Genomic DNA, 25,951 nt, shown 5'->3' with positions numbered 1-25,951 from the left:
AAAGCTAGGCAATGGTCGGCATTTGCAGGCGGGCAAAAATCATCCGACCGGCAGAGGTTTGCAGGGCACTGGTGACCACCACTGACAACTGATCGCCGATGTGATCAACGCCCTCCTCGACCACCACCATGGTGCCGTCTTCTAGGTAGCCAATCCCTTGAGCCGGTTCCTTGCCCTCTTTGAGAATTTTGAGTTCCAGCGTATCTCCGGGTAAGTAGATGGGGCGTAGGGCTTGAGCCAGTTCGTTGACGTTAAAGACATCAACTTTTTGGAAGCGAGCTACTTTGTTAAGGTTAAAGTCGTTGGTGACAAGGGTGCCGTTAATTTCTTGGCATAGGCGCACCAGTTTGGCATCCACCGTAGTCAAGTCTGGGTAGTCTGCGGAGTGAATGACAATGCGATCGCCTAGGTTAGCTTGGATGCGGTTCAGTACATCTAGGCCGCGGCGACCCCGACTGCGCTTTTGATCATTGGCGGCATCCGCAATCAGTTGCAGTTCTTGCAGCACGAACTGAGGCACAATAATTTGCCCCTCTAGCACCCCTAAGTTCAACAGAGCTTCAATGCGACCATCGATGATGCAACTGGTATCCAAGACCTTAGCACGGGCAGGTTTGATCATTCCTTCTGCCAAGAGGCTGCTTTCAACGGAGTTAGGGTTGACCAGCCGCAGTAGGGCGCGACCATGACTATCGGCCAAGGTTGTCCCGGAATAGGCAAAGACAATACTGGTGAGAACAGCCACCAAGGGTTTAATAAAGGAAAAATCCCTAGGAATCGGCAACAGAAAAATAGGAGCCAGCATCAGGTTGGCCAATAGCAACCCCACCACTAGCCCTACAGCTCGCGATAGTAAGGTATCAGCAGGGAGCTGACGAATATTGCGCTCAAGGCGATGGTAGAGGGTTTGCAATAACAGGCCAAGGGCAATGCCCACTAGCCCACCAAACCCTGCGGTGACCCACTGTAAGCCCCTAACGTTCGCAACTTGATCAAGCACCGTCGTTGGCAATAGGTCAATGCTATTGAAGCCAACGGCAATCCCCATCACCACAATAATGAGGAGTAAAAGTGTATCGAGCATCGGTTTGCTCCTGCCGTGCTGGACGATCCATAAGCCGTTACTTTATGGATTATACTTCCTTCTTCTGGGGGGCGGTTGTCAGGGCTGGCTCGCTCATGTCTAACTGCCGACTGATGCGGGTGCCAGCGCGGATGCCAACGGCCTCTGCGTGGGGACCTAGGGTGAGCCGCGCCAGTAAGCCCCCCAAGGTTGCCCACAGGGTTTCTCCCACAAAGGAGCGACTGGCCTTCAACCACCACTCCAGTACCACGTCAACGGAGGGGGGAGTGGGGTCAACAGGGGTGGGTTCGGCTATCTGGCGGCCAAGGTCTTCGCCCACCTGAGAGCCAATCATGCTGCCGAGAACTCGCCCTACGGTTTCTCCCACAGGCCCCATCACCACTTGCCCAGCGAGACCCCCGGCAATTTCCCCAGCGGTTTCGCCAATTTTATCGCCAGTGCGAACCTCTAGGGCTTTAGCAACTTGCTGGGGGGTCTGCTCAAAGGAGGTAAACTGCAATTGGCTAATTTGTTCGGTGGTGCTCATCCCCAGACGGGCACCAATCACTCCACCCACAAAGGTGCCCACTTGTACCCCCATGACGGCTCCGGCAGGCCCCATAAACACCCCCCCCGCTGTGGCACCCACCATCCCTCCCACCATATCCCCAAGGTACCCCCCCACCACAAAGCCCCCCATGGCTGTGGCTTTGTGCCCTACCTCTTCGGGTTCTAGGGCAAAGGCGCGGGTCAGGTTTTGCAGTCCTTGGTTGCCTTGGCCAACAATTTGCACATCCCCCCACAATTGAATGGCTGCCAGCAGTTGCAGGGGGGTAATCTGCTCTAGTTGATACTCAAGGGTAAGGGAAGCGGCAAGGGGATTACAGTGAACGGCTCTGATGCCTTCTAGGGTGTGGAGGTAAGCAACTAGGGAGTCTCGAAAGGCCGGCTCACGTTTTAGCTCTTGAATCCGCAGGCGGAGGCGATCGCCCGTGAGGTGCATCACTTCAGCAATCGGGGCAGTGTCAGCAGCAGCCATGGCGATTCCTCTCAGAAGGCTCTACCGTTGTTCTAGCATGTACCCAAAAGCCGTGGGGAATTCTGTCAGAATGTGAAGATGACGGCGTTGAGGTTACAAGTGCCATGTCAGTCACGGTCAAGGTTGAACATCTCAAAAAGTCCTACGGCGCGGTGACGGCGGTTGAGGATGTGTCTTTCACCGTTGAGGCAGCTGAAATTTTTGGCCTGCTTGGCCCCAATGGTTCCGGTAAAACGACGACTCTACGCTGTTTATGTACGCTCTCGCAGGCAGATGCGGGACACTTGGAAGTCTGTGGCCTCTCGGTGACCACTCAGCCTCACTTGGTGCGCCAAAAGCTGGGCTATGTGGCTCAGGAGGTGGCACTCGATAAGATTCTCACGGGTCAGGAGTTTTTAGAACTGCAAGCGGCGCTCTACCATATTCCCCGCGCCCTGATTCCCCAACGCATTGAAGCAGTGCTGGAGCGTCTGGATCTGCGGCAATGGCGCGATCGCAAGTGTGGCACCTATTCCGGGGGGATTCGCAAGCGCTTTGATCTGGCGGCGGGGTTGCTGCATCAACCCCAAGTTCTGATTTTAGATGAACCGACGGTCGGACTAGACATTGAAAGTCGGCAGGTGATCTGGGACATCTTGCGGGAACTTAAAGCCGAAGGGTTAACGATTATCCTCACCAGTCATTACCTTGAAGAGGTGGATCTCCTCAGCGATCGCCTTGCCATTCTTGATAGGGGGCGGGTGATTGCCAGTGGCTCCCCTGCTGACCTCAAGGCTAACCTTGGGGGCGATCGCATCACAGTGCGGATACGGGAGTTTACCCCCTACAGCGAAGCCCAGACAACCCAAGCGTTACTGATGCAATTGCCCTGCGTAAAATCCGTCGTCATTAACCGTAACCAAGGCAATTCCCTAAACTTGGTTGTGACGGAGGCTGCGGTTGCCCTAGCGGAGATTCAAGCCGCCCTAGAAACAGCAATGCTTCCCATCTTTAGCTTGGCGCAATCCCGCCCGAGCTTGGATGATGTTTACCTAGCTGCCACTGGCCAAACCCTACTGGATGCCGATTTGGCGGCCAGTGCTCAGCGAGATAGCAAACAGCTTAAAAAGGAGGCCATGCAGCGCTGAGGATTCCTTAGTGATGGCTATCGCACCCCCCGTTGGTGAGTTCGTCGCCGTAGTTGTCGTAGTCGTCGTCCCCCTCAACCAACTCTGGTTCCTCGAGGACTGGGTTGAGCAGGACGGCCATTTCTGCCTCGTGGTGGGTCAACCACTGCCCCTGGGTACGCAGCCAGCGCGGGGCATTGAGGTAGCGGGCAAAATACCATGGCGGGGCAGTCGGCTGGGTGATCTCGGCTTGAACCCGCACCGTCTCTCCGGGGTAGTAGGCATCCTCGGAGTCAACGTCTAGCCATACTTTTTGGCCAATAATATCTTGGGGAAGCATCATAATTTGTGATTCCTCGAGGAACCTCACTCTACCTTAATTGTATAAGTTGTAGCGGATTTCAGAAATTTTTGCAGCGCCTTTTGATGTTTATGCATAGCGACTCAGCCAAGCGATCGCCTCCCGTAACCATGCTTCAGGATCACTCGTTTGGGCAAGGCTCGTGGTTTGGCCTACGGCAATGAGTGCCTCTTGAATCTCGCGATCGCTATAGCCCAAGGCCAGTAAGGTTAGTTCTAGCTCCTCCTGTAGAGAGGCTGTGGGCACCCCAGCGGGGGCAGTGTGCTGTCGCCATGCTGCCAAGGAGGCTTTTAGCTCAAGGGCAATCCGCTCAGCGGTTTTTTGGCCAACCCCCGGAGTGCGGCTCAGCCGCTGGGTATTGCCACTCACAATGGCCTGCACTAAATCCGGCAGGGGAAGCGTATCCAACAGGGCAAGCGCAAGTTGGGGCCCCACCCCATTCACCCGAATTAACCGTGAAAACATCTCCCGCTCTGCGGCACTGCCAAAGCCGTACAAACTTAGCTGATCGTCACGGACAATCAGATGGGTAAAAATTTGCACCACTTTACTGCTGGGAGGGTAGGCTCTGAGGAGATGGGAGGTCACACTCAGGCGGTAGCCAATTCCCTGAACCTCCAGCACCAAAAAAGAGCGGTTTGAGCCATCTTGCTGCTGGTCAACGACACAACCTTTGAGGTAAGCAAACACGGTTACTATGCCCAGTCCAGTGCTAGTTTAGTAATAGTTTTTAACCGTTTCAGCGAGCAACGTCGTTGCCATCGTCAGCTCGTTCAGCTATAGTATAGACAGTTCGGGCTATCAATCCCCCGCATAGCCCTACTCAAATCCCCGAAAAGGTAAGTTACACCGAAAGGGTAATGCTCAAATCAAAGATCCTGCAGCCGTCGCTTCAGAAAATGGTATGGATGTCTTTGATGCCGAAGGGATTTTTTCCAAATTTTCGCAAACGTCTGCGTCAAGCTCTCTGCTTGGCTGCGAGCTATAGACTGAATAGGTCACAGCTGAGTCATTGCCGCACGGGCACTTGATGGCGAGCCAAATGGGCTTTGATTTCGGCGATGGTTAGTTGGCCATAGTGAAGGAGGGAAGCCAGCAGCGCTGCTTCAGCTTTGCCCTCGGTCAGGGCTGCCCGAATGTGATCACAGGTGCCCGCTCCACCGGACGCAATGACGGGGATTTCCACTTGCTCGGCAATGGCACGGGTGAGCGCCAGATCATAGCCCGCTTGAGTGCCATCGGCATCCATACTTGTGATCAGCAGTTCGCCTGCTCCTCGCTGTGCCATTTCCACTGCCCATGCCACTGCATCTAACCCTGTGGCTTCCCGTCCACCCCGTACATAGACCTGCCAGCGGGGCTGATCTGTGCCGGGCACGCGGCGAGCATCAATGGCGACCACAATACATTGGGCACCAAAGCGATCGCTGGCCTGATTCACTAAATCTGGCTGCCGCACCGCTGCGGAGTTGAGGCTGACTTTGTCGGCTCCGGCACGCAGAAGATCCTTAATCATGCTGAGGGACTGAATACCACCGCCCACAGTGAGAGGAATAAACACTTGATCCGCTGTACGGTACACCACATCAATGAGAATATTTCGTTCTTCGTGGGTTGCCGTAATATCCAGAAACACCAGTTCATCAGCTCCCGCTGCATTATAGGCTTGGGCTAGCTCCACTGGATCGCCTGCATCCCGCAGATTGACAAAATTCACTCCCTTGACGACCCGTCCAGCCTTGACATCAAGACAGGGGAGTATTCGTTTGGCAAGCATGAGTCCTCCTTAGGGTATATGCTGGGTGCAACACGACTGGCGCCTGCTCGGGTGAGTGTTGAGACTCAGCAATTGACTAGACTTTACTGTACAGTGACGCGGCGACCGCCACCGCTGACAAAAATAATGGCGCGATCCTCAGTCATTGGCTCCCAACCCACGTCAAAGCCATTGCGCCAAGCGATCGCCCGTGCGGCGCGAAAACAATCAAAACTATCGGGGCGGACAAAAAAGATCAGGGAATGGCGACTAGGGGAAAGACGACGGAGGGTTTGGCGGAAGGTGGAGGTTGAGGTATCAAGGCTGGCAACGGACTCGCCACCAAAGCGATCGCGGGGCTGAAATAGAGTTTGAATAATGGGTTGCCCCCCAAAATTGACTAAACTAAGCCGCACAGTGTAGTAGCGAGTGTTATGGGAAAAGTCCCTAAACTGCCGCTGGAGGTGCTGTGGATCTACAAATGGATTGTCATTCACCCGCCGAAAGAACTGCTGAATTGCCGCGCTGGCATTGTCTTCATCGAGGGGGATGGCTCGATTCCCGCGGCACTCAAAGAAGTAGCCCTGTTTACGGGTTTCGCGGGCAATGGGGGTGCGCACAAGGGCAGGAGACACTGCCGCCGTTAAGCTGGCGAACAGACAGACGAAGATCATGACCCCCACCGTATTGGTGAGCACATCCAGAAACGAGTCAAGGTTTTGGCTGGGCTGCTGTGGCTGAGGCCGCCGTCGCGATCGTTTCATAGGCCAGTGGCTGATCGCCCCTGCTTAGGTAACCGCACAAAGACAAAATAGCTCAGGTACAGCACATAAATCACTAAGGCCACTGCGGCAAAGAAACCAAGGGTGCCCGGCCGCGCTTGGGCATGGAACATATCCTTGAACAGGAGGGGTGCTTCTAGCCACACGTGACAACTGGGGGTTGCCACCGCTCCGGGTACGAAGGCGCAGGGCAGATAAAAGGCTTGACCGACTGCTGCTAAGACACAGTAGAGCGTGACTGCCCACCGCCAACTACTAAAGACTTGACCGATTAAGTCTTGGCGATCGTTAATTTCTTCGTTGAGATCGACCCAAAACCAAAGGCTAATGGGAATGAGCACCAAGGCCATGAAACCAGTAACGTAGGCCACCGGCCACTGCGGCATCATCAGATACACCGTAATTGCTAGCAAACTCGCCACACGCCAATAAATCACTAGCAGATGGCTAATCGCCGGCACATTCTGGATGGTGGCCCACAACAGCAACAGCAGGGGCAGCACCACGGTAAAGAGCACGGCAAGGCGATAATCCATCCATACTAGCGATCGCAGAAGTTCAAGGGGCATGGCAGCCAATTTACACCACTAGGACGGTATCTATTATCTGTGATGTCCTTTGGCTGACACAAGTCGTGACCTCTTCTCGACGCTGACCTTACCCTTCGGGAAGCAAGCGGCAGCTACAACGCGGGACTTGTCACAGGGATTGCACCCGACCATACCAACGCATCAAGATCGTCGCTAGCTTTTGCGAGTCATGGCGCACTGTGGGGGTGGTTTCATCCATCACATCCGCCAAAATTAAGCGGCAGTTGAGGCGTGCCAGTTCGTCGCGATCGATGGCTACAACGTCGCTGCCTTGTTGCCTATAGTGGCTAAGGTGGGCGGAACTGGGGGGATATTTTTGGACGAGAATGGCATCAAAGAGGCGATCGCCCGTTACCTTATCTAAGGCTCGCACGTGATCGCTCACCCGATACCCATCGGTTTCCCCCGGCTGTGTCATGATGTTACACACGTAAACACAGGGACAGCGACGCTCGGCAAGAGCTTGGGCAATATCCGGCACCAGCAAGTTGGGGATAACACTGGTATAGAGGCTGCCCGGACCAAGGATGATGTAGTCGGCATCGCGAATCGCTTGGAGCGCACGCGGCAGTGCAGTCGGCGCAGGCGGCGAGCAGCCAATTTCAACAATTTGTCCTTTGGCTGCGGTGATGTTCGATTCGCCATGGATTAAACGACCATCCGCAAGGCGTGCCCAAAGGGTCATGTCCGTCAGAGTGGCCGGTAGAACCTGACCGCGAATGGCGAGCACAGCAGAACTGGTGGCGATCGCCCGCTCGAGATCCCCCGTAATGTTGGTCATGGCCGTTAAAAATAAATTGCCAAAGCTATGGCCTGCCAACCCATCCCCCGCATCAAAACGATACTGGAATAGCTCTGTCACTAACTTTTCTTCATCCGCCAAGGCGGCTAAACAGTTGCGAATATCCCCTGGCGGCAAGACCCCAATTTCCCGCCGCAGTCGCCCTGAAGAGCCACCATCGTCCGCCATCGTCACAATGGCCGTAATGTTGGCACTAAACACTTTTAAGCCCCGCAATAGGGTCGATAGCCCCGTGCCACCGCCAATGGCCACAATTTTAGGTCCGCGCTCTAGGCGCCGATGGGTCAGCAATCGTTCCACAAGCGCTTTGTCATCGTCCGGCAGCAGCACTTGGGTAATGGAGCCAAGGGTACGGGCATAGCCCCACCAAATTAGGGCAATGCCACCCAAAAAGAGGAGGGGACCACTCACATAGCTGGGCACAAAGCGTGCCAAGGTTTGCAGCAGTTGCTCGATAAACTGTAGCGTGTAAAAAACAGGGGTTAGGTTAACGCTAATGGCTAGGCCAAGGCTCGCTAGGAGTACCCCAACCGTACTAATTAACAGCCAACGCTTTACCAGTAGCCCTGGCAGCAACCATTGAGACCAGAGGCGCAATTTACGGCGAGCAGGTCGCAGAGTTGCCGAAAGTTGACGAGCCTTATTCGCTCTCCTCATCCGCACCGATGCCAAGATAGGTCTTGCTGAGATAGCGGGTCAGCCGTTGCAATGGGTTTGCTATATTGGCCTTGTGATCCGCTTTATTGCTGTTGATCGGCACTCCCAAAATACCCGAAAATTCATCGTCACTGAGCTCTCCTGCTTGGTGCTGGGCGAAGGAGTCCACAACGTCAATCAGTTCGGTTGTCGAAAATTCAAAGCCATGCTGATTGGCAAAGTCAACGACCTTGGGCGCCAGTTCTCCTTTGAGGGCGGCTAATTCCTCGGTATCGAGTTCAGCAGCACCACTAATGTTGCCGTCGCCAACCCCTAAAAGGGCTTCTAACTCATCCCGCAATGAAGCATCCTCGGCAGTTTTTTGCATAAACGCTAATACCTGTGCCGTTGCCATAGGCTCCCTTCCTTACGATCACTAAGGTGAGTAGAATATCTGGACGAACCGATTGGATTATAACATTCTCTGTTCAGAGTATTTTTAAGCAACAGTTCTTAAGAAGGGCACCTCGACCACCTGCGCCTGACGGTTACTGCTCACCTGTAAGGTCAACCCAGCCCCTCCCACTTTGGTGCGGACATAGCCCAAGCCAAAAGCACCGCTCCCTAGGGGGGTGCAACTGGTTAGTAGGCCAACCTTTTCCCCCGCAAGAAATAGAGGGGTGGGTACCGTCACGCAACCGTTGAGGTCGAGTCCCCACAGGTGTTGCTTCACCCCTTGGTAGGTGTTAAGGCGAGCAATGGTTTCTTGGCCAATGTAGCAGCCCTTGTCAAAAGACAGGGTATGGCCGAGGCGAGCTTCAAGGGGGTTGTAGTCTTCGGTGAGTTCGGCATCTGCCGCAGGTCGGCCTTGGCGAATGCGGATGTGCTCCCATTCAGGGTCTTGCAGTTGGGGATAGGTGCCAAGCCAATCTGTGAGGGGGCGATCGCTCCAGAGGGTGAACCCCGGCAGGGCAAGGCCACTCGTGGCGGCCACCGTTAGGGAACGGCCCCCCTGCGCCACAGTAACGTGTTGGTAAGGGGTGGTGAACTCAGGCAGGCCAAGGGTGTGCCGAATGGTGTGGGCAACCTCCCCAAACAGCCGATAGCAATAGCTACTGGCGGTCAGATCGCTCACTTGGACGTCATCGCCAAAGAAGATGTATTTATCCAACCATTGCAGTAAAAACGCCCGCCGTTGGGGGGAGACGAGTAGATCGACCCACTCCTGATGCACCAAGACGGTTGCCAAGTCTAGAGTGCGCGCAGTGGACGTGAGAAAGACCGTATCTGCCCCTTGACCCGGTTTGAGGATTAGGCAGTTATTGGAGGTTTGGTTGTGCAGAAATTTGAGGCGATCGCCCCCGTTAAGCGCAGCCGCCCCCAGTGGGAGCAGTCATAAACAGCACCTTGGGTAGTGAGTGTCGTTAATAGGTCGGCCATGATGCCCCTCCGGGTGCCAAGAGAATCAACTGCTGCTCAAGGAGCGATCGCACCTGTTCAAGGGAAACCTCAGGCTGCTGTGCCAACAGATCGGCAACGGTAGCTTGGCCATTAGCCGCTGCCAGAAACTGCTGCTCCGCTGCATTCAGGTAAATGACATCGTAGTGGCAATTAAACACACAGCCCCCCGGCCAGCCATCTAAGCAGGGGTGACGGTAAGGAATTGCTGCCAAGACCTGAGCATCGGCTGACCAGTCCTGACGCACGAGGGGTGGCTTCGCCAAGAAGAATTCGTAGTGGGTCATGGCCTCCGGATCAAGGGCTTCAATTAGTTGGTACTGCTCCAGGGGGGATAGGTGTTGTGCTCGCGCTAGTAAGTCCGGCTGAGTGCCCAACAGTCGCTCCAACTGCCACAGACGCGGGTTAGAAAACCCCACAAATTCTAGCCCCGACGCGGCAATCAGCTCAAAGAGACTGGCAATGGTGTAGTCAATTTCCTGCGGATGAACGTACATATCTGCAAAGCATTCATCCCGCTGATTGTCTAGGCTCCAGCGTTCCTGTTCGCGTTTTTTGAGGCGGTTCCCCTCCGGCAGGGCAGCAAAGATCTGCCGACCAATGGCAACCCCTTGGGGATAGTTGCTGCGATCGCTCCCTTGGAGCAAGGCAATGGCACGCTGCATCAGCTTAATTTCCCAGCGTCCCAGTTCGCCATAGACAAAAACATGGAGAATCCCACCGGGTGCCAGCACGTTCGCTAGGGCTTGAATTCCTCTTGCGGGGTCTGGCAGGTGGTGCAGCACCCCCACACAGTTAATCATGTCAAAGGTTTGCCCCAAGTGAGCCACATCGTAAAGACTGCGGTGCTGAAACTGCACGTTGTGGGCGCGCGATCGCCGACAACGCTCCTGAGCAATCTCCAGTGCTCCTTCACTCAGATCAATTGCCATAACTTGGGCGTGGGGGTTCAAATGCGCCAAGTACTCCGTTCCCACTCCTGTGCCACATCCCGCATCCAAAATCGCTACATCTAAGCGGGAGGGATAGCGTCCTGTACAAAAGCTATAGGCAGCTGGCCATGACCACCGCCAGTTGTAGCCCGGAGGTGGCTCATCGAGAATGGGTTCCGGCGGAAACGGATAGGTGTTATACAATTGCCGTACCGCAGCGGTAATCTCAGCGGCAGATGTCATGGTTGGTTCCCCTCGTGCAAGTGTTGAAGTAGGTCTTGGGTGGCCTGTTGTGGATCAGCAGCGTCCATAATGGCGCGTACCACTGCGACATGGGTGGCACCCGCCGCAATAACCTCGCCAATAGTACTGGCATCGATACCGCCAATGGCAAACTGGGGGATCGAGCAGTGGTGGCGGGCGTACTGAAGATAGTCAAACCCCACCGCAGCTTTTCCAGGTTTAGTAGGGGTGGCAAAAACGGGGCCAACACCGACGTAGTCTGCACCCTCCTGCAAGGCGCGCTCGAGTTCTTGGGGGTTGGTGGTGGAGCATCCCACTAGGCGATCGCCCCCTAGAATCTGTCGAGCAAGGGCAATAGGAAGATCCGTTTGTCCCAAATGCACCCCATCGGCATTGGCACCCACGGCAATATCGACGCGATCGTTCACCAGAAACAGGGCACCATAACGCTGGCACAGAGCCTGTAGCTGCTGTGCGATCTTCAAGCGGGTTTGGTCATCATTCGTTTTATCGCGGTACTGCACCAGTCGCAACCCACCTTTGAGGGCAGCTTCAACACGCTCAAGCAGGCGATCGCTTGGGGAGGTCACTAGGTATAGCCGTGCGTGGTGCAAGCGTCGCAAACGTCCCTGCCGAGACTGGGGGGATAACGCTTGTTCAAGGATATACACCCGATAGCGCAATGTTTTTGCTGCCGCACTTAGGTCAGCGTGAGTGAGTTTGGCATACTCTTCGATGACGCGCAGCGCCTCTTGAACCCGGGCAAAGTTAGCAGTGAGGACGTCCTGTAGCGTCTGGCGATCGCGCTCCTGGGGATGCGTCAACGCTGTACCCGGATCGTGATCGGTTTGCCGTGCTGAGCGCAATTCCGGCGTATGGTAACCCGCCAGCGTTTGCCGTAGCTCTTTACAGGTGGCGGTGAGTTCGGCATCTTCACACCCCAAGCGACACCATTCCTCAATCACCCGTAGGCCTTCGCGGGCGCGATCGAGGTTGGCATCCAAAATCCGGCACACCCTAGCGTGGCAAAGAATGGGAGCTAAATCTTGCATACCCTGTCACATCCCCGCAGAAAGGGATAAGCAACACCCATCGTTACGCGTTGTCTGAATCACAATGAAACCGTCGGCTAACACAATCCACCATTCCTCCTGTCGCCAGCAATGGCCATGGGCTGGCTCCCTATGTTTGATCCTACTGGGTTGGGGCACTAGCGTGCAGGCAGCAGAGCCGATTCCGATTCCCGTGCCCCCGCCAGAAGTGACAACACTGGCTCCAATTTCGCCGCCAGAGCCACAAAGCGTTGATACTCGCCTAGAGCGCTTGCCCGTCCCCAGTACCCCAATTCCCATAGGGTATGTGGGGGCAGATGTCACCATGAACCAGTTACCGCCACCACCGGATACAACTGGCATAGATACAGCCCCGTCAGGGCAATCTTTAACCACCGGCGGACGCTTCCGAGTGATTGTTTTTGACGTGCGGGAGGGGGATATCGCCAATCAAGAACGGTTGCGATCGCTCGTGCCAGAAGTCTTACCTATTAACACAGGTCAGCAGCGGGCACTCCAAGTTGGCAGCTTCCAAAATGAAATTCAAGCCAGCGAACTGCGAGCCTACATGGAAGTCAATGGCTTTCGGGCAGAAATTCAACGTCTGCCCTAAGGCTCATCCAGCAGACCCCTCACCCCAACCCCTCTGGCAGAGGGGGAGAGGGGCTTCGCACCCAGCGTTACCTCTGTTGCCTTCCTACTGTCACAAGGGGAGAGGGGATGAGAGGGCAACATTTTGTCAGTCAACCAGCCCTCAACCCTTAGGAGTGGGGATTGGTCGTGGGGTGGGCAAAACTAAGCGACAAATTTCTGCCACATGACGGTGATCTGTGCCACAGCAGCCGCCAAAGACAGTCAAATGAGGCAATCGCTGCACTAAATCAATAAACAATAACTCTGAAATCCCTACAATAAGACTGACAACGAGGTACGTTCAGATACGTGGCTTGACCAAAAATTGATAAATCTCGAGTTAAATCGGTAGCCTCACTCATAGCGGCGCTTGAGGATCAGGCATTGCCAAAGCTGGGAATCAGGCTCACGCGAGCTGGTTGTAAGGAGGGAAGACCCTGCTGCTGCTGGCGCGATTGTGCTGCAAGTAGTGCTTGCATATGCCGCAGTTCACTGCGCAGTTGATCATTTTCTTTTTGTAGATGCTCGACTTTCAGTTGGACTTGCTTCAGGCGTTCACTGAATTTTTGACGATAGACTTCGGGCATCTCCTGAATCACTCGCTCTAGCATTTGGTTGCGATCGCCCAGTTCAATGACTTGCTGTTTCAGAGCAGTGACTTCCGACTCCCGCTCCTGGGCTTGCTGCTGATAGGCAAGGATTTGCTCTTGGTAGGTGGCAATACGCGCTTCAACGTCTTGAATTTGCTGCTGTAGGCGCTGTAGTGCTTCAGCATTGGCTGCTTCTGCTTTGCGAGCTTGATAAAAGCGCACAAACAACTCAGGGTGCTGCACCATTAACTGATACAGTTCCTCTGAAAGCTGCTGCACTAGCTGATCCCGTACCAGCAGTTCATCGGCTACGTTGAGGGAGGGGGCGCTCAGGGGATGATCGTTCACGGATGCTGCTCTCCAAGGGGATACGCTGTGGTAAATCCTACGCAGACTGATAGACAACCATGCAAAATCTAGAGTTTTCAGGCTATCATCAGCCAGTACTGGCCGCTGCGGTGCTCGATGCCCTTCAACCTAAGGCGGGTGGGTTATATCTAGATGCGACGGTGGGGGGAGGTGGGCATACTGCGCTACTACTGAGCGCTGCACCAACCTGTCGGGTAGTGGCGATCGATCAAGACCCCATGGCCTTGGCGGCAGCCCAGGAGTTCCTCAGGCCGTTTGGCGATCGCGTCCAGTTTTGGCAGGGGAATTTTGCCGATTTTAGGGTGACTGAACCCATGTTTGATGGCATTTTAGCGGATTTGGGGGTGAGTTCAGCCCAGCTAGATCGTGGCGATCGCGGCTTTAGTTTCCGTTTTGACGCTCCGTTGGATATGCGCATGAACCCGAATCAGTCCCTTACTGCAGCCACTGTGATTAACCACTACAGTGAGCAGGATCTAGCCGATATTTTCTACGAGTATGGCGAAGAGCGCTTTTCCCGCCGTATTGCCCGCCACATTGTGGCACGTCGTCCCCTCCACACCACCCAAGAACTGGCACAATTGGTGGCACGAACCCTGAAATCGTCGCCCCGCCAACGCATTCATCCGGCCACGCGGGTGTTTCAGGCGCTGCGCATTTACGTAAATCGGGAATTGGAGGTGCTGGATCAGTTCTTAGCGCTGTCTCCCCGCTGGTTGGTTCCCCAAGGTCGCCTTGCAATCATTAGCTTCCACAGTCTGGAAGATCGGCGGGTAAAGCAAGCATGGCGGCAGACCCCCCTATTGACGGCGCTGAATCGTAAACCTATTGTTGCCGACGATACAGAAGTTGCGAGCAACCCCCGCTCACGATCGGCAAAGTTGCGAATTGCAGCGCGCACTTTTGCATGAACCGCCGCATTAGTGCTTTATTTGTGGGTATCTTTACAATGCATCTATCATTCATGGCGTTAACATGCTGAGGAGTGCTTGAGTGTATGGTTGCTGCTCCTAAACTAAAGTCTTCGATTGGCTCGCTGCGATCGCGCAGTGGCTCATCCCCGATCCTCACCGAAATTCGCCCTCTTCCCAAGACTCACATGCCTCTATGGCAAAAAACCTTGGTGGGTCTGCAATGGGTCTCTGGGGTGGCGGCAGCCAGCTCAATGGTGGCACTACTGCCTTTGTACGGTTGGCTAGCGCTTTGCGAGCAGCAGTGGAGCCGTGCCTACCATCAACTGGAGCAGCTAAAGCGTCAGGAACGCGAATTGTTGGTCAGTCATGAAACGCTACGCTACCGCGTTACTCAGCAGGTGCAGCAAGCCCCGCAGGGTCTAGTTCCCCAGAATCCGCAGCGCGTCTTGTTTGTTCCCAATCAAGCCTCAACAGGGGCAACGCTCCCCGTCCAGATTCCCTCTGTCGCAGTTGCTCCCCACCGTCGGGTTAGTTACTAGTGGTTGTGTTGCTGGGAGGGTGCCGATGACGACGGCCAAAGCAGTTGCCACGCCAAAGCCCATCGCCGCTGGTCGTATTTGGCTGATTCTGATCTTTTTACTGGGTGCCATGGCCGGTGTCGCAGCACGGCTAGTCTATCTACAGGTTCTCGAACGAGACACCCTAGCAGAAAAAGCCCGCCAGCAACAGCAACACTACACCCCCCCAACTTTGGCACGCTACCCGATCACCGATCGCCGGGATACGGTTGTTGCCCTAGATCGACCTGTTTTTACCCTTTTTGCCCATCCATCTCACTTTAAGGTGGAGCCAACGGCGATCGCCCATGCCCTAGCCCCACTCCTAGGACAGTCCCCCACTCAACTGCTGGCGAAGTTTGGCACCTATCCCACCGGCGTGCCTATTGCCTACGAGGTGAGCGAGGAGGTTGCAGCTAAAATTCGCGCCCTCAATTACGACGGCTTAGAACTGAATCAGGCATGGCAGCGCATTTACCCCCAGCAAGAGTTAATGGCAGGCATCGTTGGCTATGTGGATCGGGAGCACAAGGGACAAGCGGGGATTGAGTTTAGCCAAAATGACTTTTTACAAGTGCGCAACCCCCAACCGTTGCTCTCCATGAATGGCTTGGGGCAGTGGTTACCAGCCCTTGCCCCCACGGATCCTCAGGTGCTCACTCAGGGCTATCATGTGCGCCTGACGGTGGATAGCCGCTTACAGCAGACGGCTCGCCAAGCCCTGCGGCAACAGTTGCGGAAATTTAATGCCAAGCGGGGCACTGTTTTGGTTCTAGAGGTAGCCTCGGGGGCACTGCGGGCACTGGTGTCTGAACCCTCCTACAACCCCAATCAGTACTACCGTGCGGATCCAGCGTTATTCCGTAATTGGGCGGTTTCAGATTTGTATGAGCCGGGATCGACCTTTAAGCCCATCAATACGGCGATCGCCCTTGAACTCAATGCCATTACCCCCAATACTGTGCTTCCGGATGAGGGGCGAATTATGGTGGGTGGGTGGCCGATCCAAAATAGTGACTTTAGCCAGCGGGGGGGGCGTGGTGCGCTGACGATTAGCCAAGTCTTGGGCTATTCGAGCAATGTGGCAATGGTTCACATGATGAACCGCATTCCCAGGCGCCATTACTATCGCTATCTGCATCGGTTGGGGTTAACCCAAAAAGTGGGCAGCGATCTCCCCTTTGAAACTGCCGCCCAACTCAAGCCAGCGGAGCAGTTTATTCACTATCCCATTGAGTCGGCCACGGCTGCCTTTGGCCAAGGATTATCCCTGACCCCTCTGCATTTAGTGCAATTACTGGGGGCGATCGCCAACGGCGGCGAACTGGTGGTTCCCCACGTCATTGAGGGGCTTTACGATGAAAATGGTCATCTGCAACGGCAGCCAAGGCGCGCCGAACCCCGACGAGTCTTTTCTGAGCGTACTAGCACTGAGGTAATCAACATGCTGGGGGAGGTGGTGCGCTCAGGCACCGGCAAGCCTGCCCATATTCCTGGTTATCGCTTAGGCGGCAAAACAGGGACAGCGCAAAAAGCCGTTGGCGGCACCTACGGAAATCAGCGTATTACCAGTTTTGCAGCGGTGTTTCCCCTTGAGCAGCCGCAGTACGTGATTTTAGCGGTTGTGGATGAACCCCAAGGGGATGATGCCTACGGCTCTACTGTGGCAATTCCCATTGTGAAAGCGGTCACTGAGTCTCTGATTACGATTGAGGGGATTCCCCCTCCCATCCCGAAGAATTACGGCGACCCGCTGCTGCAACATCGGTGCCACAATAGGAAAGAACACAGCAGAAGGATGTTATGGTACAGCGTTTTCTTGCCACGGTGGTGGCGATCGTTGTGGTGCTTTTGACCGGGTGTAGCGCCACCAGTGGTCTGCAAGCCTTTGTCGATAGCTATGACGGCTATGAATTCCTCTATCCGCGGGGATGGGTACAGGTACAGGTGGATGGTCCGGCAGACGTGGTTTTCCACGATATTATTCAAACGACAGAAAATGTGAGTGTTGTGGTCAACAGTGTCTCTAGCACTCAATCCCTTGAAGACTTGGGTTCCCCGGAAGAGGTAGGCGATCGTCTCTTGCGCAACATCATTGCCCCCAGCGAAAGCGGGCGCAGTTCTGCCCTCATTGGCGCCAGTTCTCAGAAAGCTGATGGCAAAACCTACTACATCCTTGAGTATGCCGTCACCTTGCCGGGAGACGCTCAAACCGCACGGCAGCGCCATAACCTCTCGAGTATTACCCTGAGCCGAGGTAACGTTTATACCCTCAGCGTCTCTGCGCCAGAGGAGCGCTGGCCGAAGGTTGAAGACCAATTTAAGGCAATTGTTGCCTCATTTACCGTATATTAGGAATACTGAAGGGGAGTTAGCTCAGTTGGTAGAGCGTCGCGATCGCACCGCGAAGGTCAGGGATTCGAGTTCCCTACTCTCCATCCACTTGGTCTATCCTAGAGGAACTTCATCATGGGCGTTTGACGGTTCTGGGCAGGTAACACGAAGCAAGCACAACTACACTCACTTTACCTGTGCCAAAGGTGTATCGAGGATTATGAGCCTGTTTGCGGGCATAGTGGTAAGCAAACGCTGCAATGCCAAAGGCACCAACATGGGTTGCCATATGCCAACCGTCTGCTAGCAGCGCCATCGAGCCAAACAGGTTGCCTGCTATAATCTCGGCCACCATCGTGAGGGCAGTCAGAATGAGTACAAGGTTAGTGCTGCGTTCTGCGTGCTCCTGCCGAATCAGGAAGTCGTGGGATTGACACTCCCACCACCTAAAGGTGGGGGATTCTTACGCAGTCCATAAACGAACTCATAAAGGCGTTGTCAAGACGCCCCTACACAGTTCCTAGAGGCAAAGCCCCAAGGTTCTGCTTACTTGTAACAACTGTCGCCGATTGGGTTTTTCACCAAGGATGGCGACCAAGTATAGTTTAGCACAGAGCAACTAAAGTTGCTTTAGGGCTTTTCCACCCCGTACTAAAGTACGGAGCTACCAAGCTAACCCTCTGTGTTGCTAGGGTTCGAGGGAGTGGATATGCATAGCGCCATGCTCAATTTGCCCTAGGTTACTATAGGATGAAGGCAATAGCTAGAGTGTACCACTGCAAGGACGGCAAAGACTGACAGTAGGAGCTAGGGATAATGCCCGATTTGACCGCTCAACAGGCAGAAAAACTTACAGAAATTGGCACCTTTCTGCATGAAAAACGGTTAGAGCTTGGCCTCAGCCTCGAGGACTTGGCCGCTAAAACCCTTGTGCGCCAGTCCATTCTGGCCGCCATTGAGAAAGGTGCCTTAGATGAATTGCCTGAGGCTATCTACACCCAAGGATTTATTCGCCGCTTTGCTGATGCGATGGGTCTAGATGGCAAAAGTTTAGCAGCGCATTTTCCGACGATGGCCGAATCTGCAAGACCGATTGATAAGCCCACAAGGGGTGTCACTGGCATTGGTTTTCAACTGCGTCCCATTCATCTGTATCTCACCTACTTTGCTGTGGTGGTGGCAGCAGTGGCGGGGTTAGCCTATCTGTTTCGCCCCCAACCTCAAAGTATTACGGATGTTCGCCCAGTGCCTACCCCTGAAGCAACGAATCCAAGTCCTAGCCCAGCCCATCAGACGACATCCTCGCCTGACCCCACGGCCAGCCCCAATGCCGTCATGGCCACTGACCCCAGTCTAGCCCCAACCCCCAGTAGTGACGTCGTTGATGTGAAGCTGTCACTGTCGGGAGCCTCTTGGCTAGAAGTTGAAGCGGATGGGAAGGTGGTGTATACGGGGATTCTTGAGGCGGGCACCGAGCGCAGTTGGCAGGCCAAGGAACGATTGATTGTCCGCACGGGCAACGCGGGGGATGTGAAGGTGAGTGTCAATAACGGCCCAGCGACCCCTATGGGAGCGGTGGGGGAAGTCACTGAAAAAGAATATGTGGTAGGACAAGCGACCCCTGGCAGTACCGCAACCTCGACGATTCCTGATGCGTCAGTGCCTAATTAGAATCACGCTAGGGCAGAGTCGATGAGGGTTCCCCTAGAGTCAACCTCAAGTTATCAGGTGGGGGGGAGTTTGCCCACGGCCTCTCCGGTGTATGTACAGCGGCAGGCGGATGCGGATCTGCTCGCGGGGTTAGTGGCCGGTGAGTTTTGCTATATCCTGAACTCGCGCCAGATGGGGAAGTCGAGTTTACGGGTACAGGTAACGCAGCAGCTGCTGACCATGGGGTACCGTTGTGCGGCTTTGGATATTACGAAAATTGGCAGTCAAAATATTCAACCGGAGCAGTGGTATGCCAGTTTTGTGGGTGCTTTAATTCAAGGGTTCCACCTAGGTGATGTGGTCTCACTGCGCTCTTGGTGGCGCGATCGCCAACTGGTGTCCCCCATTCAACGCCTGAGTGAGTTTGTCGAGGAGGTGCTGCTGCCCCACACCAGCGAGCCGTTGGTAATTTTCATTGATGAAATTGATAGCCTCCTCAGCTTACCCTTTTCGACGGATGATTTTTTTGCGTGGATCCGTGCCTGCTACAACCAACGCGCCGATCGCCCCGAGTATCGACGGTTGACCTTTGCTCTTTTTGGCGTTGCCACCCCCGATCAGCTCATTCAAGATAAGCAGCGCACACCCTTTAACATTGGCCGAGCGATTGCTCTGAGTGGGTTTGACCTCAGTGAAGCCACACCCCTACTCAAGGGAATTGCCCACCTCAGCGATGCACCGGAGCAACTGCTTGCTGAAATTTTGGCTTGGACGGGCGGTCAGCCCTTTTTGACCCAAAAGCTTTGCCGCCTGCTGCAAGTCCATGCGCCATTTATGAGTGCAAGTGCCCTACCCACACTGCTGGCAGACTTTATCCATCAGCATCTACTGCAAGACTGGGAGCGCCACGATGAACCCGAGCACCTGAAAACCATTCGCAATCGTCTGCTGGCAGATGAGCAACGTATTGGCCGGTTACTGGGGCTATATCAACGGATTCTCGAGGAGGGAGGGTTACCCCTTGATGGCAGTCCTGAGCAGCGTGCCCTGTGTTTAACAGGACTCGTGTGTCAGCGCCACAGCCAATTGGTGGTGTTTAACCCGATCTATGCCCACGTCTTTGATCGCTGCTGGATTGAACAGCAATTCGAGCAATTGCGCCCCTATACCGAAGACTTTCAGGCATGGGTGCGATCGGGGGGCAGCGATAGCTCGCGACTCCTACGGGGGCAAGCCCTCCAAGATGCTCTCCTGTGGGCAAGTGGCAAAAGCCTCAGCGATCTAGATTATCAATACCTGTCCGCTAGCCAAGAGGCCAACCAAAAGGCAATTCAAGATACACTCCTGTTAGAGCGACAGGAAAAGGAAGCCATCAGTGCCGCTAACCGCATTCTAGACGCTGCTCGCCGCAAAGCCAGTCGCCTTACCCAACGTGCCCTTTTGGCCTTGGGGGTGGTGTCGGTGATGTCCCTTGGAGTTGCAACCATTCTGGTTAAAACCTATGGGGAGCTACGAACTACAGAGCAGAGTTTAGCCCTTGAACAAACCAGCGATGATATTTTGGAGCAGTTCCAAACCCAAGAACTGGCGGCATTATTAGCGGCGATAGAGGCGGGACGGCGGTTGCAAACACTGGTGGGCGATCGCCCGTTGAGCGAGTACCCCACCACGCGCCCTCTGTTTGTCCTGAATACCCTGTTGGATCGCATTCAAGCCCGCAATCAGTGGCGGAGTGAGCGCTCCCCCCTTGTGGCCGCCCTGATCAGCCATGATGGCCAACAGCTCAGTATTAGTGAAGACGGCACCGTACAGTTTTGGACGGTGCAGGGGGAGGCAACCGCCAGTCACTCCTTGAATATTGGCTCTGTGGCTCTAGTGCGCATCAACCCTGGGGGCGATCGCCTCGCGGTGCTTAACCGTCAGGGGCAACTCTCTGTCTGGCGAATTGAGAAGCAGCAGGTCGTGTTGGAGAACCGCTTAACGCCAGTTGATGCTGAGATTGGTAATTTGCGCTTCAGCCCCGACAGTCGCGAAATTGCCGCCACCACAACAACGGGCAAAATTTTTCGCTGGCGCACCACTGGCGAGTTGCTGGATGTCATTGCGACTCCCAGTCAACAGATCAACAGCCTTAGCTATGGTCACGATCGCCTAGCCACTGCCGATGAAGCTGGGTGGATTCGCATCTGGTCGCTGGCGGGAGAGCCATTGCAGGCATGGCGGGTGCAAACGGATGTCCCCGTTCCGCAGACGAGTTTAGCCTATCTAGGGAATGGCAAGCTGGCCAGTGCCGGAAAAGACGGGATTCTGCGCCTTTGGAACCGCAATGGGCAGCAGATCAACCAATGGCAGGTGAGTTCAGCCCCCGTTTATTTTGTGGGAACCACTCCCCACCCCGAAGAACTCCTCACCCTCAGCACCGACAATAGCATACGCCTATGGTCAGCCGCAGGGGAACTCCTCGGTGAGTTGCAAGGCCATGAGCGGTTGGTGAACACTGTCAGCTTTGATGCCAGTGGCCGCACCCTCTTGAGTAGCGATCGCGGAGGTCAGATGACCCTGTGGTACCTCAACCATAACCGCCTCGTAGAATGGCTGGCGCAACAGGACAGTGTGTGGACTTTAGCCCTAGATCCTCAGGCACAGACCCTAATCACCGGTGGCAAAGATGGCCGAGTTAAGTATTGGCAGCGCGATGGCCACCTCCTTGCCCAAACCCCTGTCCTCGATTCGGAGGGAATTAATCAGGTGCGATTTACTGCCGATCAGCAGCGGGTGGCGATCGCCACTAAGGGCGGTAAACTGGCGCTCTGGAACCTTAAAGAGGACTCACTGCAAACGTGGACACTGCCCATCAAAGCCCCGCTGTACGCCATTGCCCTTGACCCCCAGCAGCGGTATTTCGCAGCGGGGGACGCTAAGGGCATCATTTATCTTTTAGACCTGCAACAGCCAGAGCACATCCGTCAATGGCAAGCCAAAGGGGAAATCTGGAGCTTAAGTTTTCATCCAGAGCGGCCACTACTCGCCAGTGCTGGGCAAGCTGGCGTCATCGAAGTCTGGAATATCCGTCGCGATCGCTTGGCCTATCGCCTTGATCCCCAACAGGGGTGGTTGGCAAGCGTTCTGTTTAGCGCCGATGGTCAGTCTCTTGTGGCAGCGGGTGAAAGTGGCTCGGTGTATATCTGGACGTCTCAGGGGGGCGATCGCCGCTCGTTTCGTGCTCACCAGCGCAGCATTGTCAGCCTCAGCCTTAGCCCCGATGGTCAAACCATTGCCACCGCCTCCCCCGATCGCAGTGTTCGCGTCTGGAACCGCTCAGGGCAACTCATTACCCTACTCGACGATATTCGAGCCATTCCCTACAGCGTTGACATCCAAGGACAAAGAAATCTCTACATTGCCGTCGGCACCGAAGATGACGAAGTCATTGTTACGCCCCTTGCCTCGTTGCCAGAGTTGATAACTGCTGCCTGTGGCTGGCTCCAAGATTACCGCACGCAAAACCCCGCCGTGGCTCGCTCGTGCCCCTAGACCTCGGCCAAAGAGGCTAGAGGATGAGGCACCTCTTCACTGGTGAACTGCCCCATCAAAACGTACTCCAACCGCAGCTTCAACCACTGGATAAATTGCTGGTTGGTGGAAATAATGGCGGCGGCGGGCTGGGGACAGCGGCTCTTGTGCTCAGCAAACTGGGGCTGTTCCAAGAAGGCGGGCTGGGGCACTAGCCAAAAGTCAATTTCCTTGCCCTGCTCGCGGTAGTTGCGCTGCCGCTCGCGAAAGACTTCCTCAAGGGGTTCTTCTTCAGTGAGAAATTTCTTACTCGCAAGAACGTAGTAGTAGGTGGTCATTGCAGATGTCTACCGTTAACGTTAACACTAGTATTGCCGATCAACCTGACCCATTTTAGCCAAGCTCTGGCCAAAAATCTAAATCCCTAAGCTGGGCTGCTGCTGGTGCCACGGTGTGGCTTGCTCGTAAGCATACGCAACCCGGAAAAGGGTTTCTTCCTGCAGGACATTGCCAATGAGTTGCAGGCCAATGGGTAAACCGGTGGCATCAAACCCACAGGGTAAGCTGAGGCCGGGCAGTCCCGCGAGATTAATGGGAATGGTCATCAAATCCGACAGGTACATACTCAGGGGGTCAGCAGTTTTCTCGCCTGCTTTGAAGGCGGTGGTAGGTGAGGTCGGGCAAATCAACACATCCACCTGCTCAAAAGCGTTGGCAAAATCCTCTTTGATCAGGGTGCGGACTTTTTGCGCGCGCAGGTAGTACGCATCGTAGTAGCCTGCCGAGAGGGCGTAGGTGCCAATCATGATCCGCCGCTTCACCTCTGCCCCAAAGCCTTGGGCACGGGTTTGGGTGTACATCTCTAGCAAATCCGCTGCCCCCTCAACCCGGAAGCCAAAGTTAACGCCATCGTAGCGCGCTAGGTTAGCGGAGGCTTCCGACGGCGCAATGATGTAATAGGTGGGCAAGCCGTAGGCAAAACGGGGACAGGAGAGTTCCTTAAGGGTGGCTCCTAATTCTTTGAGGGTTTGCAGCGCCGCTTCAATGGCGGTTTTCACCTCTGGCTGTAGCCCCTCGCTAACGGTTTCTTGAATCACCCCAACCCGCAGTCCTTTGAGATCTGGCCGCAGCGCTTGGGTATAGTCTGGAACCGGTACCTTTAAGCTGGTGGCATCGCGAGGATCGTGGCCAGCGATCGCCCCCAATAAAATCGCGGCATCGGTAACCGTGGGTGCCAACGGCCCAATTTGATCCAAGGAGGAGGCGTAGGCCACCAAGCCGTAGCGCGACACCAACCCATAGGTGGGCTTGAGACCGACGACCCCACAAAAGGATGCCGGCTGGCGAATGGATCCCCCGGTATCCGACCCCAAGGCTGCGGCACATTCTCCAGCAGCCACGGCAGCAGCGGAGCCTCCCGAGGAGCCACCGGGGACGCATTCAACGTTCCACGGATTGGCGGTCAAGCCAAAGGCAGAGTTTTCCGTGGAGCTCCCCATGGCAAACTCATCCAGATTGGTTTTGCCCAGCATAACCGCTCCCGCTTGGTGCAGTTTTGCCGTCACCGTCGATTCGTAAGGCGGCACAAAGTCAGCCAGCATTTTTGACGCACAGGTGGTACGAACTCCGTAGGTGCAGAGGTTGTCCTTAATGGCCAAAGGAATACCACTCAAAAGACCAATCGTCTCACCGGCAGCAATCTGCCGATCCACGGCTGCTGCTTGCTCAAGAGCGCGATCGCCAGTCACCGTCAAAAAACTGTGCAGAGTTGGCTCCAATGCCTGAATCCGCTCCAGATAGGCTTGGGTAATTTCAGTGGCGGAGCGTTCTTTTTTAACCAATTGCCGATGAAGCTCCTGAATCACTGACATAACATAGCTTTCCTAACAACGCGATAAATACTAGGCTGTACAAGCACTATTCTTCAGTGTACTTGGTAAACTACCCGACGCTCCTCCTACGAACAGAGCGTGGGCTTTCGGTAGCCCTGCAGTTGGCACGCCAACCACGCTCCGTAGGTGGCGTCAGCCATACCTCTAGGCTGGTTTACAGGCAGCTCCAAAAGCGCAATTAGATTCGCACCGTTAAAGTCTGCATCCCCTTGCCAGCCACAATGACCGCACGTAAACATCTTGCCCAACCGATAGGATTTGCTCCGGTCAGGATGAATATGCAGGCACTTGTGGCAAGTCTGCGATGTGTAGGCCGGCGGCACAACCACAAGGTTAACCCCTGCCAGTACAACGTGGCATCCAGCTTAGCGGCTTGTGACTGCGATACCTTGAGTTTGCAAGAGATACTCAGGACTTGAGCCGTAGCGCTATGATACATCATCAAAGTCAAGAGCCACATTCCTCCTGACCCTTGTCCTACAGACAAAGGGCAGGGCTCCTGCGGTTTTTAGCTGAAGTTGGGATAGTCTAAGGGCAGAGTGTTTGCCGATCCTACCTATGTCCCAAGGTAATAACAATAATGTGCTGCCGCTGCTAATCTCCCTCATCTTTACGATCGCTATTGTGGGGGTGGCAGGGGTGTTGGTGATGCGGTTACTGAATTCTCAGACGGGAAATCCTCTTGGGGAGCTACTCACTCAAGACGGCTCAACCCCCAGCACGCCGGACGTCACGGTTGAGACCTTTGCTGAAGTTCGGGAGGTGCCCAGTGGTGTTTTTAACTATGGGGGCAGTACCACGTGGGCACCCATTCGCCGCGATGTGGATCCCTTAATTCAAACGGTATGGCCTAACTTTCGGCTGCGGTACGTGGATCCGCCCACGGGTACGCCAGGGTCTGGCAGCGGTATTCGGATGCTCTTGAATAATCAACTGGCCTTTTCTCAGTCGTCGCGCCCCCTCAATGATCAGGAACGGCAGCAGTCCCAGAGCCAAGGCACTCCCCTTGACGCTATTCCAGTGGCGATCGATGGCTTGGCGATCGCCGTCAACCACAACCTTCCCCTTGCCGGTCTCACCGTTAATCAAGTGATAGACATCTACACCGGTAAAGTGAACAACTGGAGCCAAGTGGGGGGACCTAACTTAGCCATTACTGCCTTTTCGCGCCGACCAGAGGACGGCGGCACGGTCGAGTTTTTTATCAAGGAGGTGCTGGGGGAACGGCTCCTAGGCTCCAATGTGGTTATGGTGCGGGACACTACCGATGGCCTTCGCCGCGTTGCAAGCACTCTTGGGGGGATTTACTACGGCTCTGCACCGGAAATTGTTGGTCAGTGTAGTATTCGCCCCTTACCCTTGGGTCGTCAAGCTAATACCTTTGTGCCTCCCTATCAACTGCCTTACGTTGAACCGGCGCGCTGCCCAGCTCAGCGGAATCGTCTGAATGCTCGTGCTTTTCAAGATGGCAGCTACCCAATCACGCGGCGACTGTTCGTTATTGTGAAGGCGGATGGCAGTGCCGATGCCCAAGCGGGGCGTGCCTATGCTGCCCTACTGTTGACCAATCAAGGGCAATCTGCCATCGAACAAGCAGGTTATGTACGGTTGCGCTAGGGGCTAGCCCTCCTCAACTGCTCAGCAAGAGGCCAGAGGTGACCCCAAGGAGAAAGCCAAGC

Annotated in this window: 24 protein-coding genes, 1 tRNA gene and 2 pseudogenes; 10 read left to right on the top strand and 17 right to left on the bottom strand. The window is 55.0% G+C overall.

Going from position 1 to position 25,951, the window contains the following annotated elements:
• Window positions 1-4: 4 nt before the first annotated feature.
• Both BRW62_RS10695 and BRW62_RS10690 read right to left on the bottom strand, forming a co-directional pair.
• Window positions 5-1,084 (bottom strand): PIN/TRAM domain-containing protein, encoded by a 1,080-nt coding sequence (locus tag BRW62_RS10695; protein ID WP_099799412.1) that lies wholly within the window; start codon window positions 1,082-1,084, stop codon window positions 5-7.
• Window positions 1,085-1,133: 49 nt separating this feature from the next.
• Window positions 1,134-2,102, bottom strand: a complete 969-nt coding sequence (locus BRW62_RS10690; protein WP_099799411.1) for an HMA2 domain-containing protein — start codon at window positions 2,100-2,102, stop codon at window positions 1,134-1,136.
• A gap of 104 nt (window positions 2,103-2,206) precedes the next feature.
• Here BRW62_RS10690 and BRW62_RS10685 point away from each other — a divergent pair, with 104 nt between their 5' ends.
• On the top strand, window positions 2,207-3,229 hold the full coding sequence (locus tag BRW62_RS10685) for an ABC transporter ATP-binding protein (protein WP_099799410.1): 1,023 nt from the start codon (window positions 2,207-2,209) through the stop codon (window positions 3,227-3,229).
• 7 nt (window positions 3,230-3,236) lie between these two features.
• On the opposite strand, the gene BRW62_RS10680 is transcribed toward BRW62_RS10685, so the two are convergent.
• The 10 genes from BRW62_RS10680 to BRW62_RS10635 all read right to left on the bottom strand — a co-directional run bounded on the left by BRW62_RS10680 (window position 3,237) and on the right by BRW62_RS10635 (window position 11,820).
• On the bottom strand, window positions 3,237-3,551 hold the full coding sequence (locus BRW62_RS10680) for a hypothetical protein (protein ID WP_099799409.1): 315 nt from the start codon (window positions 3,549-3,551) through the stop codon (window positions 3,237-3,239).
• 87 nt (window positions 3,552-3,638) lie between these two features.
• Entirely contained in the window at window positions 3,639-4,259 is a 621-nt protein-coding gene (ruvA, locus tag BRW62_RS10675; RefSeq protein WP_099799408.1) for a Holliday junction branch migration protein RuvA, read from the bottom strand.
• Between the two features lie 319 nt (window positions 4,260-4,578).
• The gene (gene hisF, locus BRW62_RS10670; RefSeq protein ID WP_099799407.1) at window positions 4,579-5,346 is read right to left on the bottom strand and encodes an imidazole glycerol phosphate synthase subunit HisF; all 768 of its coding nucleotides are present in this window, start codon (window positions 5,344-5,346) and stop codon (window positions 4,579-4,581) included.
• Between the two features lie 83 nt (window positions 5,347-5,429).
• The gene (locus BRW62_RS10665; RefSeq protein WP_099799406.1) at window positions 5,430-6,089 is read right to left on the bottom strand and encodes a hypothetical protein; all 660 of its coding nucleotides are present in this window, start codon (window positions 6,087-6,089) and stop codon (window positions 5,430-5,432) included.
• Window positions 6,086-6,676, bottom strand: a complete 591-nt coding sequence (locus BRW62_RS10660; RefSeq protein ID WP_099799405.1) for a DUF3177 family protein — start codon at window positions 6,674-6,676, stop codon at window positions 6,086-6,088. Before BRW62_RS10660 ends, BRW62_RS10665 begins: the two co-directional genes overlap by 4 nt.
• A gap of 130 nt (window positions 6,677-6,806) precedes the next feature.
• Window positions 6,807-8,156 carry a gluconeogenesis factor YvcK family protein gene (locus tag BRW62_RS10655; RefSeq protein ID WP_198406019.1) on the bottom strand — a complete coding sequence of 450 codons (1,350 nt, stop codon included), beginning with the start codon at window positions 8,154-8,156 and terminating at the stop codon, window positions 6,807-6,809.
• Complete coding sequence (locus tag BRW62_RS10650) at window positions 8,140-8,550, bottom strand: hypothetical protein (protein ID WP_099799403.1); 411 nt, start codon at window positions 8,548-8,550, stop codon at window positions 8,140-8,142. The genes BRW62_RS10655 and BRW62_RS10650 overlap by 17 nt, the downstream gene beginning before the upstream one ends.
• An 84-nt stretch (window positions 8,551-8,634) precedes the next feature.
• On the bottom strand, window positions 8,635-9,384 hold the full coding sequence (ygfZ, locus tag BRW62_RS10645; protein WP_338064267.1) for a CAF17-like 4Fe-4S cluster assembly/insertion protein YgfZ: 750 nt from the start codon (window positions 9,382-9,384) through the stop codon (window positions 8,635-8,637).
• A gap of 175 nt (window positions 9,385-9,559) precedes the next feature.
• Window positions 9,560-10,768 carry a class I SAM-dependent methyltransferase gene (locus tag BRW62_RS10640; protein WP_099799402.1) on the bottom strand — a complete coding sequence of 403 codons (1,209 nt, stop codon included), beginning with the start codon at window positions 10,766-10,768 and terminating at the stop codon, window positions 9,560-9,562.
• On the bottom strand, window positions 10,765-11,820 hold the full coding sequence (locus BRW62_RS10635; protein WP_099799401.1) for a thiamine phosphate synthase: 1,056 nt from the start codon (window positions 11,818-11,820) through the stop codon (window positions 10,765-10,767). Before BRW62_RS10635 ends, BRW62_RS10640 begins: the two co-directional genes overlap by 4 nt.
• A 64-nt stretch (window positions 11,821-11,884) precedes the next feature.
• Between BRW62_RS10635 and BRW62_RS10630 the strand changes: the two genes are divergently transcribed.
• Window positions 11,885-12,433, top strand: coding sequence for a hypothetical protein (locus tag BRW62_RS10630; RefSeq protein WP_198406018.1), 549 nt, complete (start codon window positions 11,885-11,887; stop codon window positions 12,431-12,433).
• Between the two features lie 397 nt (window positions 12,434-12,830).
• Here BRW62_RS10630 and BRW62_RS10625 read toward each other — a convergent pair whose 3' ends face one another.
• Window positions 12,831-13,391 carry an Npun_F5560 family protein gene (locus BRW62_RS10625; RefSeq protein ID WP_198406017.1) on the bottom strand — a complete coding sequence of 187 codons (561 nt, stop codon included), beginning with the start codon at window positions 13,389-13,391 and terminating at the stop codon, window positions 12,831-12,833.
• 59 nt (window positions 13,392-13,450) lie between these two features.
• On the opposite strand from BRW62_RS10625, the gene rsmH reads away from it, so the two are divergent.
• The 5 genes from rsmH (at window position 13,451) to BRW62_RS10600 (ending at window position 17,321) form a co-directional block, all read left to right on the top strand.
• A complete protein-coding gene (gene rsmH / locus BRW62_RS10620) occupies window positions 13,451-14,323 on the top strand; it encodes a 16S rRNA (cytosine(1402)-N(4))-methyltransferase RsmH (RefSeq protein WP_099799400.1) in 873 nt (290 codons plus the stop codon).
• An 86-nt stretch (window positions 14,324-14,409) separates the two neighbouring features.
• Complete coding sequence (locus BRW62_RS10615; protein WP_198406016.1) at window positions 14,410-14,865, top strand: hypothetical protein; 456 nt, start codon at window positions 14,410-14,412, stop codon at window positions 14,863-14,865.
• A 25-nt stretch (window positions 14,866-14,890) separates the two neighbouring features.
• Window positions 14,891-16,738: a peptidoglycan D,D-transpeptidase FtsI family protein gene (locus tag BRW62_RS10610; protein WP_099799399.1), complete on the top strand. Its 1,848-nt coding sequence runs from the start codon at window positions 14,891-14,893 to the stop codon at window positions 16,736-16,738.
• Window positions 16,687-17,238: a photosystem II reaction center PsbP gene (psbP, locus tag BRW62_RS10605; RefSeq protein ID WP_099799398.1), complete on the top strand. Its 552-nt coding sequence runs from the start codon at window positions 16,687-16,689 to the stop codon at window positions 17,236-17,238. The genes BRW62_RS10610 and psbP overlap by 52 nt, the downstream gene beginning before the upstream one ends.
• A 10-nt stretch (window positions 17,239-17,248) precedes the next feature.
• A tRNA-Ala gene (locus BRW62_RS10600) sits at window positions 17,249-17,321 on the top strand.
• 74 nt (window positions 17,322-17,395) lie between these two features.
• Here BRW62_RS10600 and BRW62_RS10595 read toward each other — a convergent pair.
• Window positions 17,396-17,635, bottom strand: a pseudogene (locus tag BRW62_RS10595) (cation transporter); the annotation flags it as partial.
• 398 nt (window positions 17,636-18,033) lie between these two features.
• Between BRW62_RS10595 and BRW62_RS10590 the strand changes: the two are divergent.
• The gene (locus BRW62_RS10590; RefSeq protein WP_099799396.1) at window positions 18,034-18,888 is read left to right on the top strand and encodes a helix-turn-helix domain-containing protein; all 855 of its coding nucleotides are present in this window, start codon (window positions 18,034-18,036) and stop codon (window positions 18,886-18,888) included.
• A 21-nt stretch (window positions 18,889-18,909) separates the two neighbouring features.
• Window positions 18,910-22,401: an AAA-like domain-containing protein gene (locus BRW62_RS10585; RefSeq protein ID WP_099799395.1), complete on the top strand. Its 3,492-nt coding sequence runs from the start codon at window positions 18,910-18,912 to the stop codon at window positions 22,399-22,401.
• On the opposite strand, the gene BRW62_RS10580 is transcribed toward BRW62_RS10585, so the two are convergent.
• From BRW62_RS10580 to BRW62_RS14515, 3 genes and pseudogenes are all read right to left on the bottom strand, one after another.
• Entirely contained in the window at window positions 22,398-22,718 is a 321-nt protein-coding gene (locus BRW62_RS10580) for an MgPME-cyclase complex family protein (RefSeq protein ID WP_099799394.1), read from the bottom strand. The two genes, BRW62_RS10585 and BRW62_RS10580, sit on opposite strands and share 4 nt — an antisense overlap.
• A 78-nt stretch (window positions 22,719-22,796) precedes the next feature.
• On the bottom strand, window positions 22,797-24,251 hold the full coding sequence (gatA, locus tag BRW62_RS10575) for an Asp-tRNA(Asn)/Glu-tRNA(Gln) amidotransferase subunit GatA (protein WP_099799393.1): 1,455 nt from the start codon (window positions 24,249-24,251) through the stop codon (window positions 22,797-22,799).
• An 86-nt stretch (window positions 24,252-24,337) separates the two neighbouring features.
• A pseudogene (locus BRW62_RS14515) lies at window positions 24,338-24,619 on the bottom strand (zinc ribbon domain-containing protein); the annotation flags it as partial.
• A 211-nt stretch (window positions 24,620-24,830) separates the two neighbouring features.
• Here BRW62_RS14515 and BRW62_RS10565 point away from each other — a divergent pair.
• Window positions 24,831-25,889: a PstS family phosphate ABC transporter substrate-binding protein gene (locus BRW62_RS10565; protein ID WP_099799392.1), complete on the top strand. Its 1,059-nt coding sequence runs from the start codon at window positions 24,831-24,833 to the stop codon at window positions 25,887-25,889.
• Window positions 25,890-25,951: the final 62 nt, after the last annotated feature.

The sequence above is a fragment of the Thermostichus lividus PCC 6715 genome (assembly GCF_002754935.1).
Taxonomy (GTDB): domain Bacteria; phylum Cyanobacteriota; class Cyanobacteriia; order Thermosynechococcales; family Thermosynechococcaceae; genus Thermosynechococcus; species Thermosynechococcus lividus.
The sequence above is the reverse complement of the archived record's forward strand: the minus strand, read 5'-3'. Positions and strand labels throughout refer to the sequence as shown.

Excerpts from the sequence above, each read along its gene's own strand:
- BRW62_RS10695 (WP_099799412.1), bottom strand. The coding sequence starts at position 1,084 with ATGCTCGATACACTTTTACTCCTCATTATTGTGGTGATGGGGATTGCC.
- BRW62_RS10690 (WP_099799411.1), bottom strand. The coding sequence starts at position 2,102 with ATGGCTGCTGCTGACACTGCCCCGATTGCTGAAGTGATGCACCTCACG.
- BRW62_RS10685 (WP_099799410.1), top strand. The coding sequence starts at position 2,207 with ATGTCAGTCACGGTCAAGGTTGAACATCTCAAAAAGTCCTACGGCGCG.
- BRW62_RS10680 (WP_099799409.1), bottom strand. The coding sequence starts at position 3,551 with ATGATGCTTCCCCAAGATATTATTGGCCAAAAAGTATGGCTAGACGTT.
- hisF (WP_099799407.1), bottom strand. The coding sequence starts at position 5,346 with ATGCTTGCCAAACGAATACTCCCCTGTCTTGATGTCAAGGCTGGACGG.
- BRW62_RS10665 (WP_099799406.1), bottom strand. The coding sequence starts at position 6,089 with ATGAAACGATCGCGACGGCGGCCTCAGCCACAGCAGCCCAGCCAAAAC.
- BRW62_RS10660 (WP_099799405.1), bottom strand. The coding sequence starts at position 6,676 with ATGCCCCTTGAACTTCTGCGATCGCTAGTATGGATGGATTATCGCCTT.
- BRW62_RS10655 (WP_198406019.1), bottom strand. The coding sequence starts at position 8,156 with ATGAGGAGAGCGAATAAGGCTCGTCAACTTTCGGCAACTCTGCGACCT.
- BRW62_RS10650 (WP_099799403.1), bottom strand. The coding sequence starts at position 8,550 with ATGGCAACGGCACAGGTATTAGCGTTTATGCAAAAAACTGCCGAGGAT.
- BRW62_RS10640 (WP_099799402.1), bottom strand. The coding sequence starts at position 10,768 with ATGACATCTGCCGCTGAGATTACCGCTGCGGTACGGCAATTGTATAAC.
- BRW62_RS10635 (WP_099799401.1), bottom strand. The coding sequence starts at position 11,820 with ATGCAAGATTTAGCTCCCATTCTTTGCCACGCTAGGGTGTGCCGGATT.
- BRW62_RS10630 (WP_198406018.1), top strand. The coding sequence starts at position 11,885 with ATGAAACCGTCGGCTAACACAATCCACCATTCCTCCTGTCGCCAGCAA.
- rsmH (WP_099799400.1), top strand. The coding sequence starts at position 13,451 with ATGCAAAATCTAGAGTTTTCAGGCTATCATCAGCCAGTACTGGCCGCT.
- BRW62_RS10615 (WP_198406016.1), top strand. The coding sequence starts at position 14,410 with ATGGTTGCTGCTCCTAAACTAAAGTCTTCGATTGGCTCGCTGCGATCG.
- BRW62_RS10610 (WP_099799399.1), top strand. The coding sequence starts at position 14,891 with ATGACGACGGCCAAAGCAGTTGCCACGCCAAAGCCCATCGCCGCTGGT.
- psbP (WP_099799398.1), top strand. The coding sequence starts at position 16,687 with ATGGTACAGCGTTTTCTTGCCACGGTGGTGGCGATCGTTGTGGTGCTT.
- BRW62_RS10590 (WP_099799396.1), top strand. The coding sequence starts at position 18,034 with ATGCCCGATTTGACCGCTCAACAGGCAGAAAAACTTACAGAAATTGGC.
- BRW62_RS10585 (WP_099799395.1), top strand. The coding sequence starts at position 18,910 with ATGAGGGTTCCCCTAGAGTCAACCTCAAGTTATCAGGTGGGGGGGAGT.
- BRW62_RS10580 (WP_099799394.1), bottom strand. The coding sequence starts at position 22,718 with ATGACCACCTACTACTACGTTCTTGCGAGTAAGAAATTTCTCACTGAA.
- gatA (WP_099799393.1), bottom strand. The coding sequence starts at position 24,251 with ATGTCAGTGATTCAGGAGCTTCATCGGCAATTGGTTAAAAAAGAACGC.
- BRW62_RS10565 (WP_099799392.1), top strand. The coding sequence starts at position 24,831 with ATGTCCCAAGGTAATAACAATAATGTGCTGCCGCTGCTAATCTCCCTC.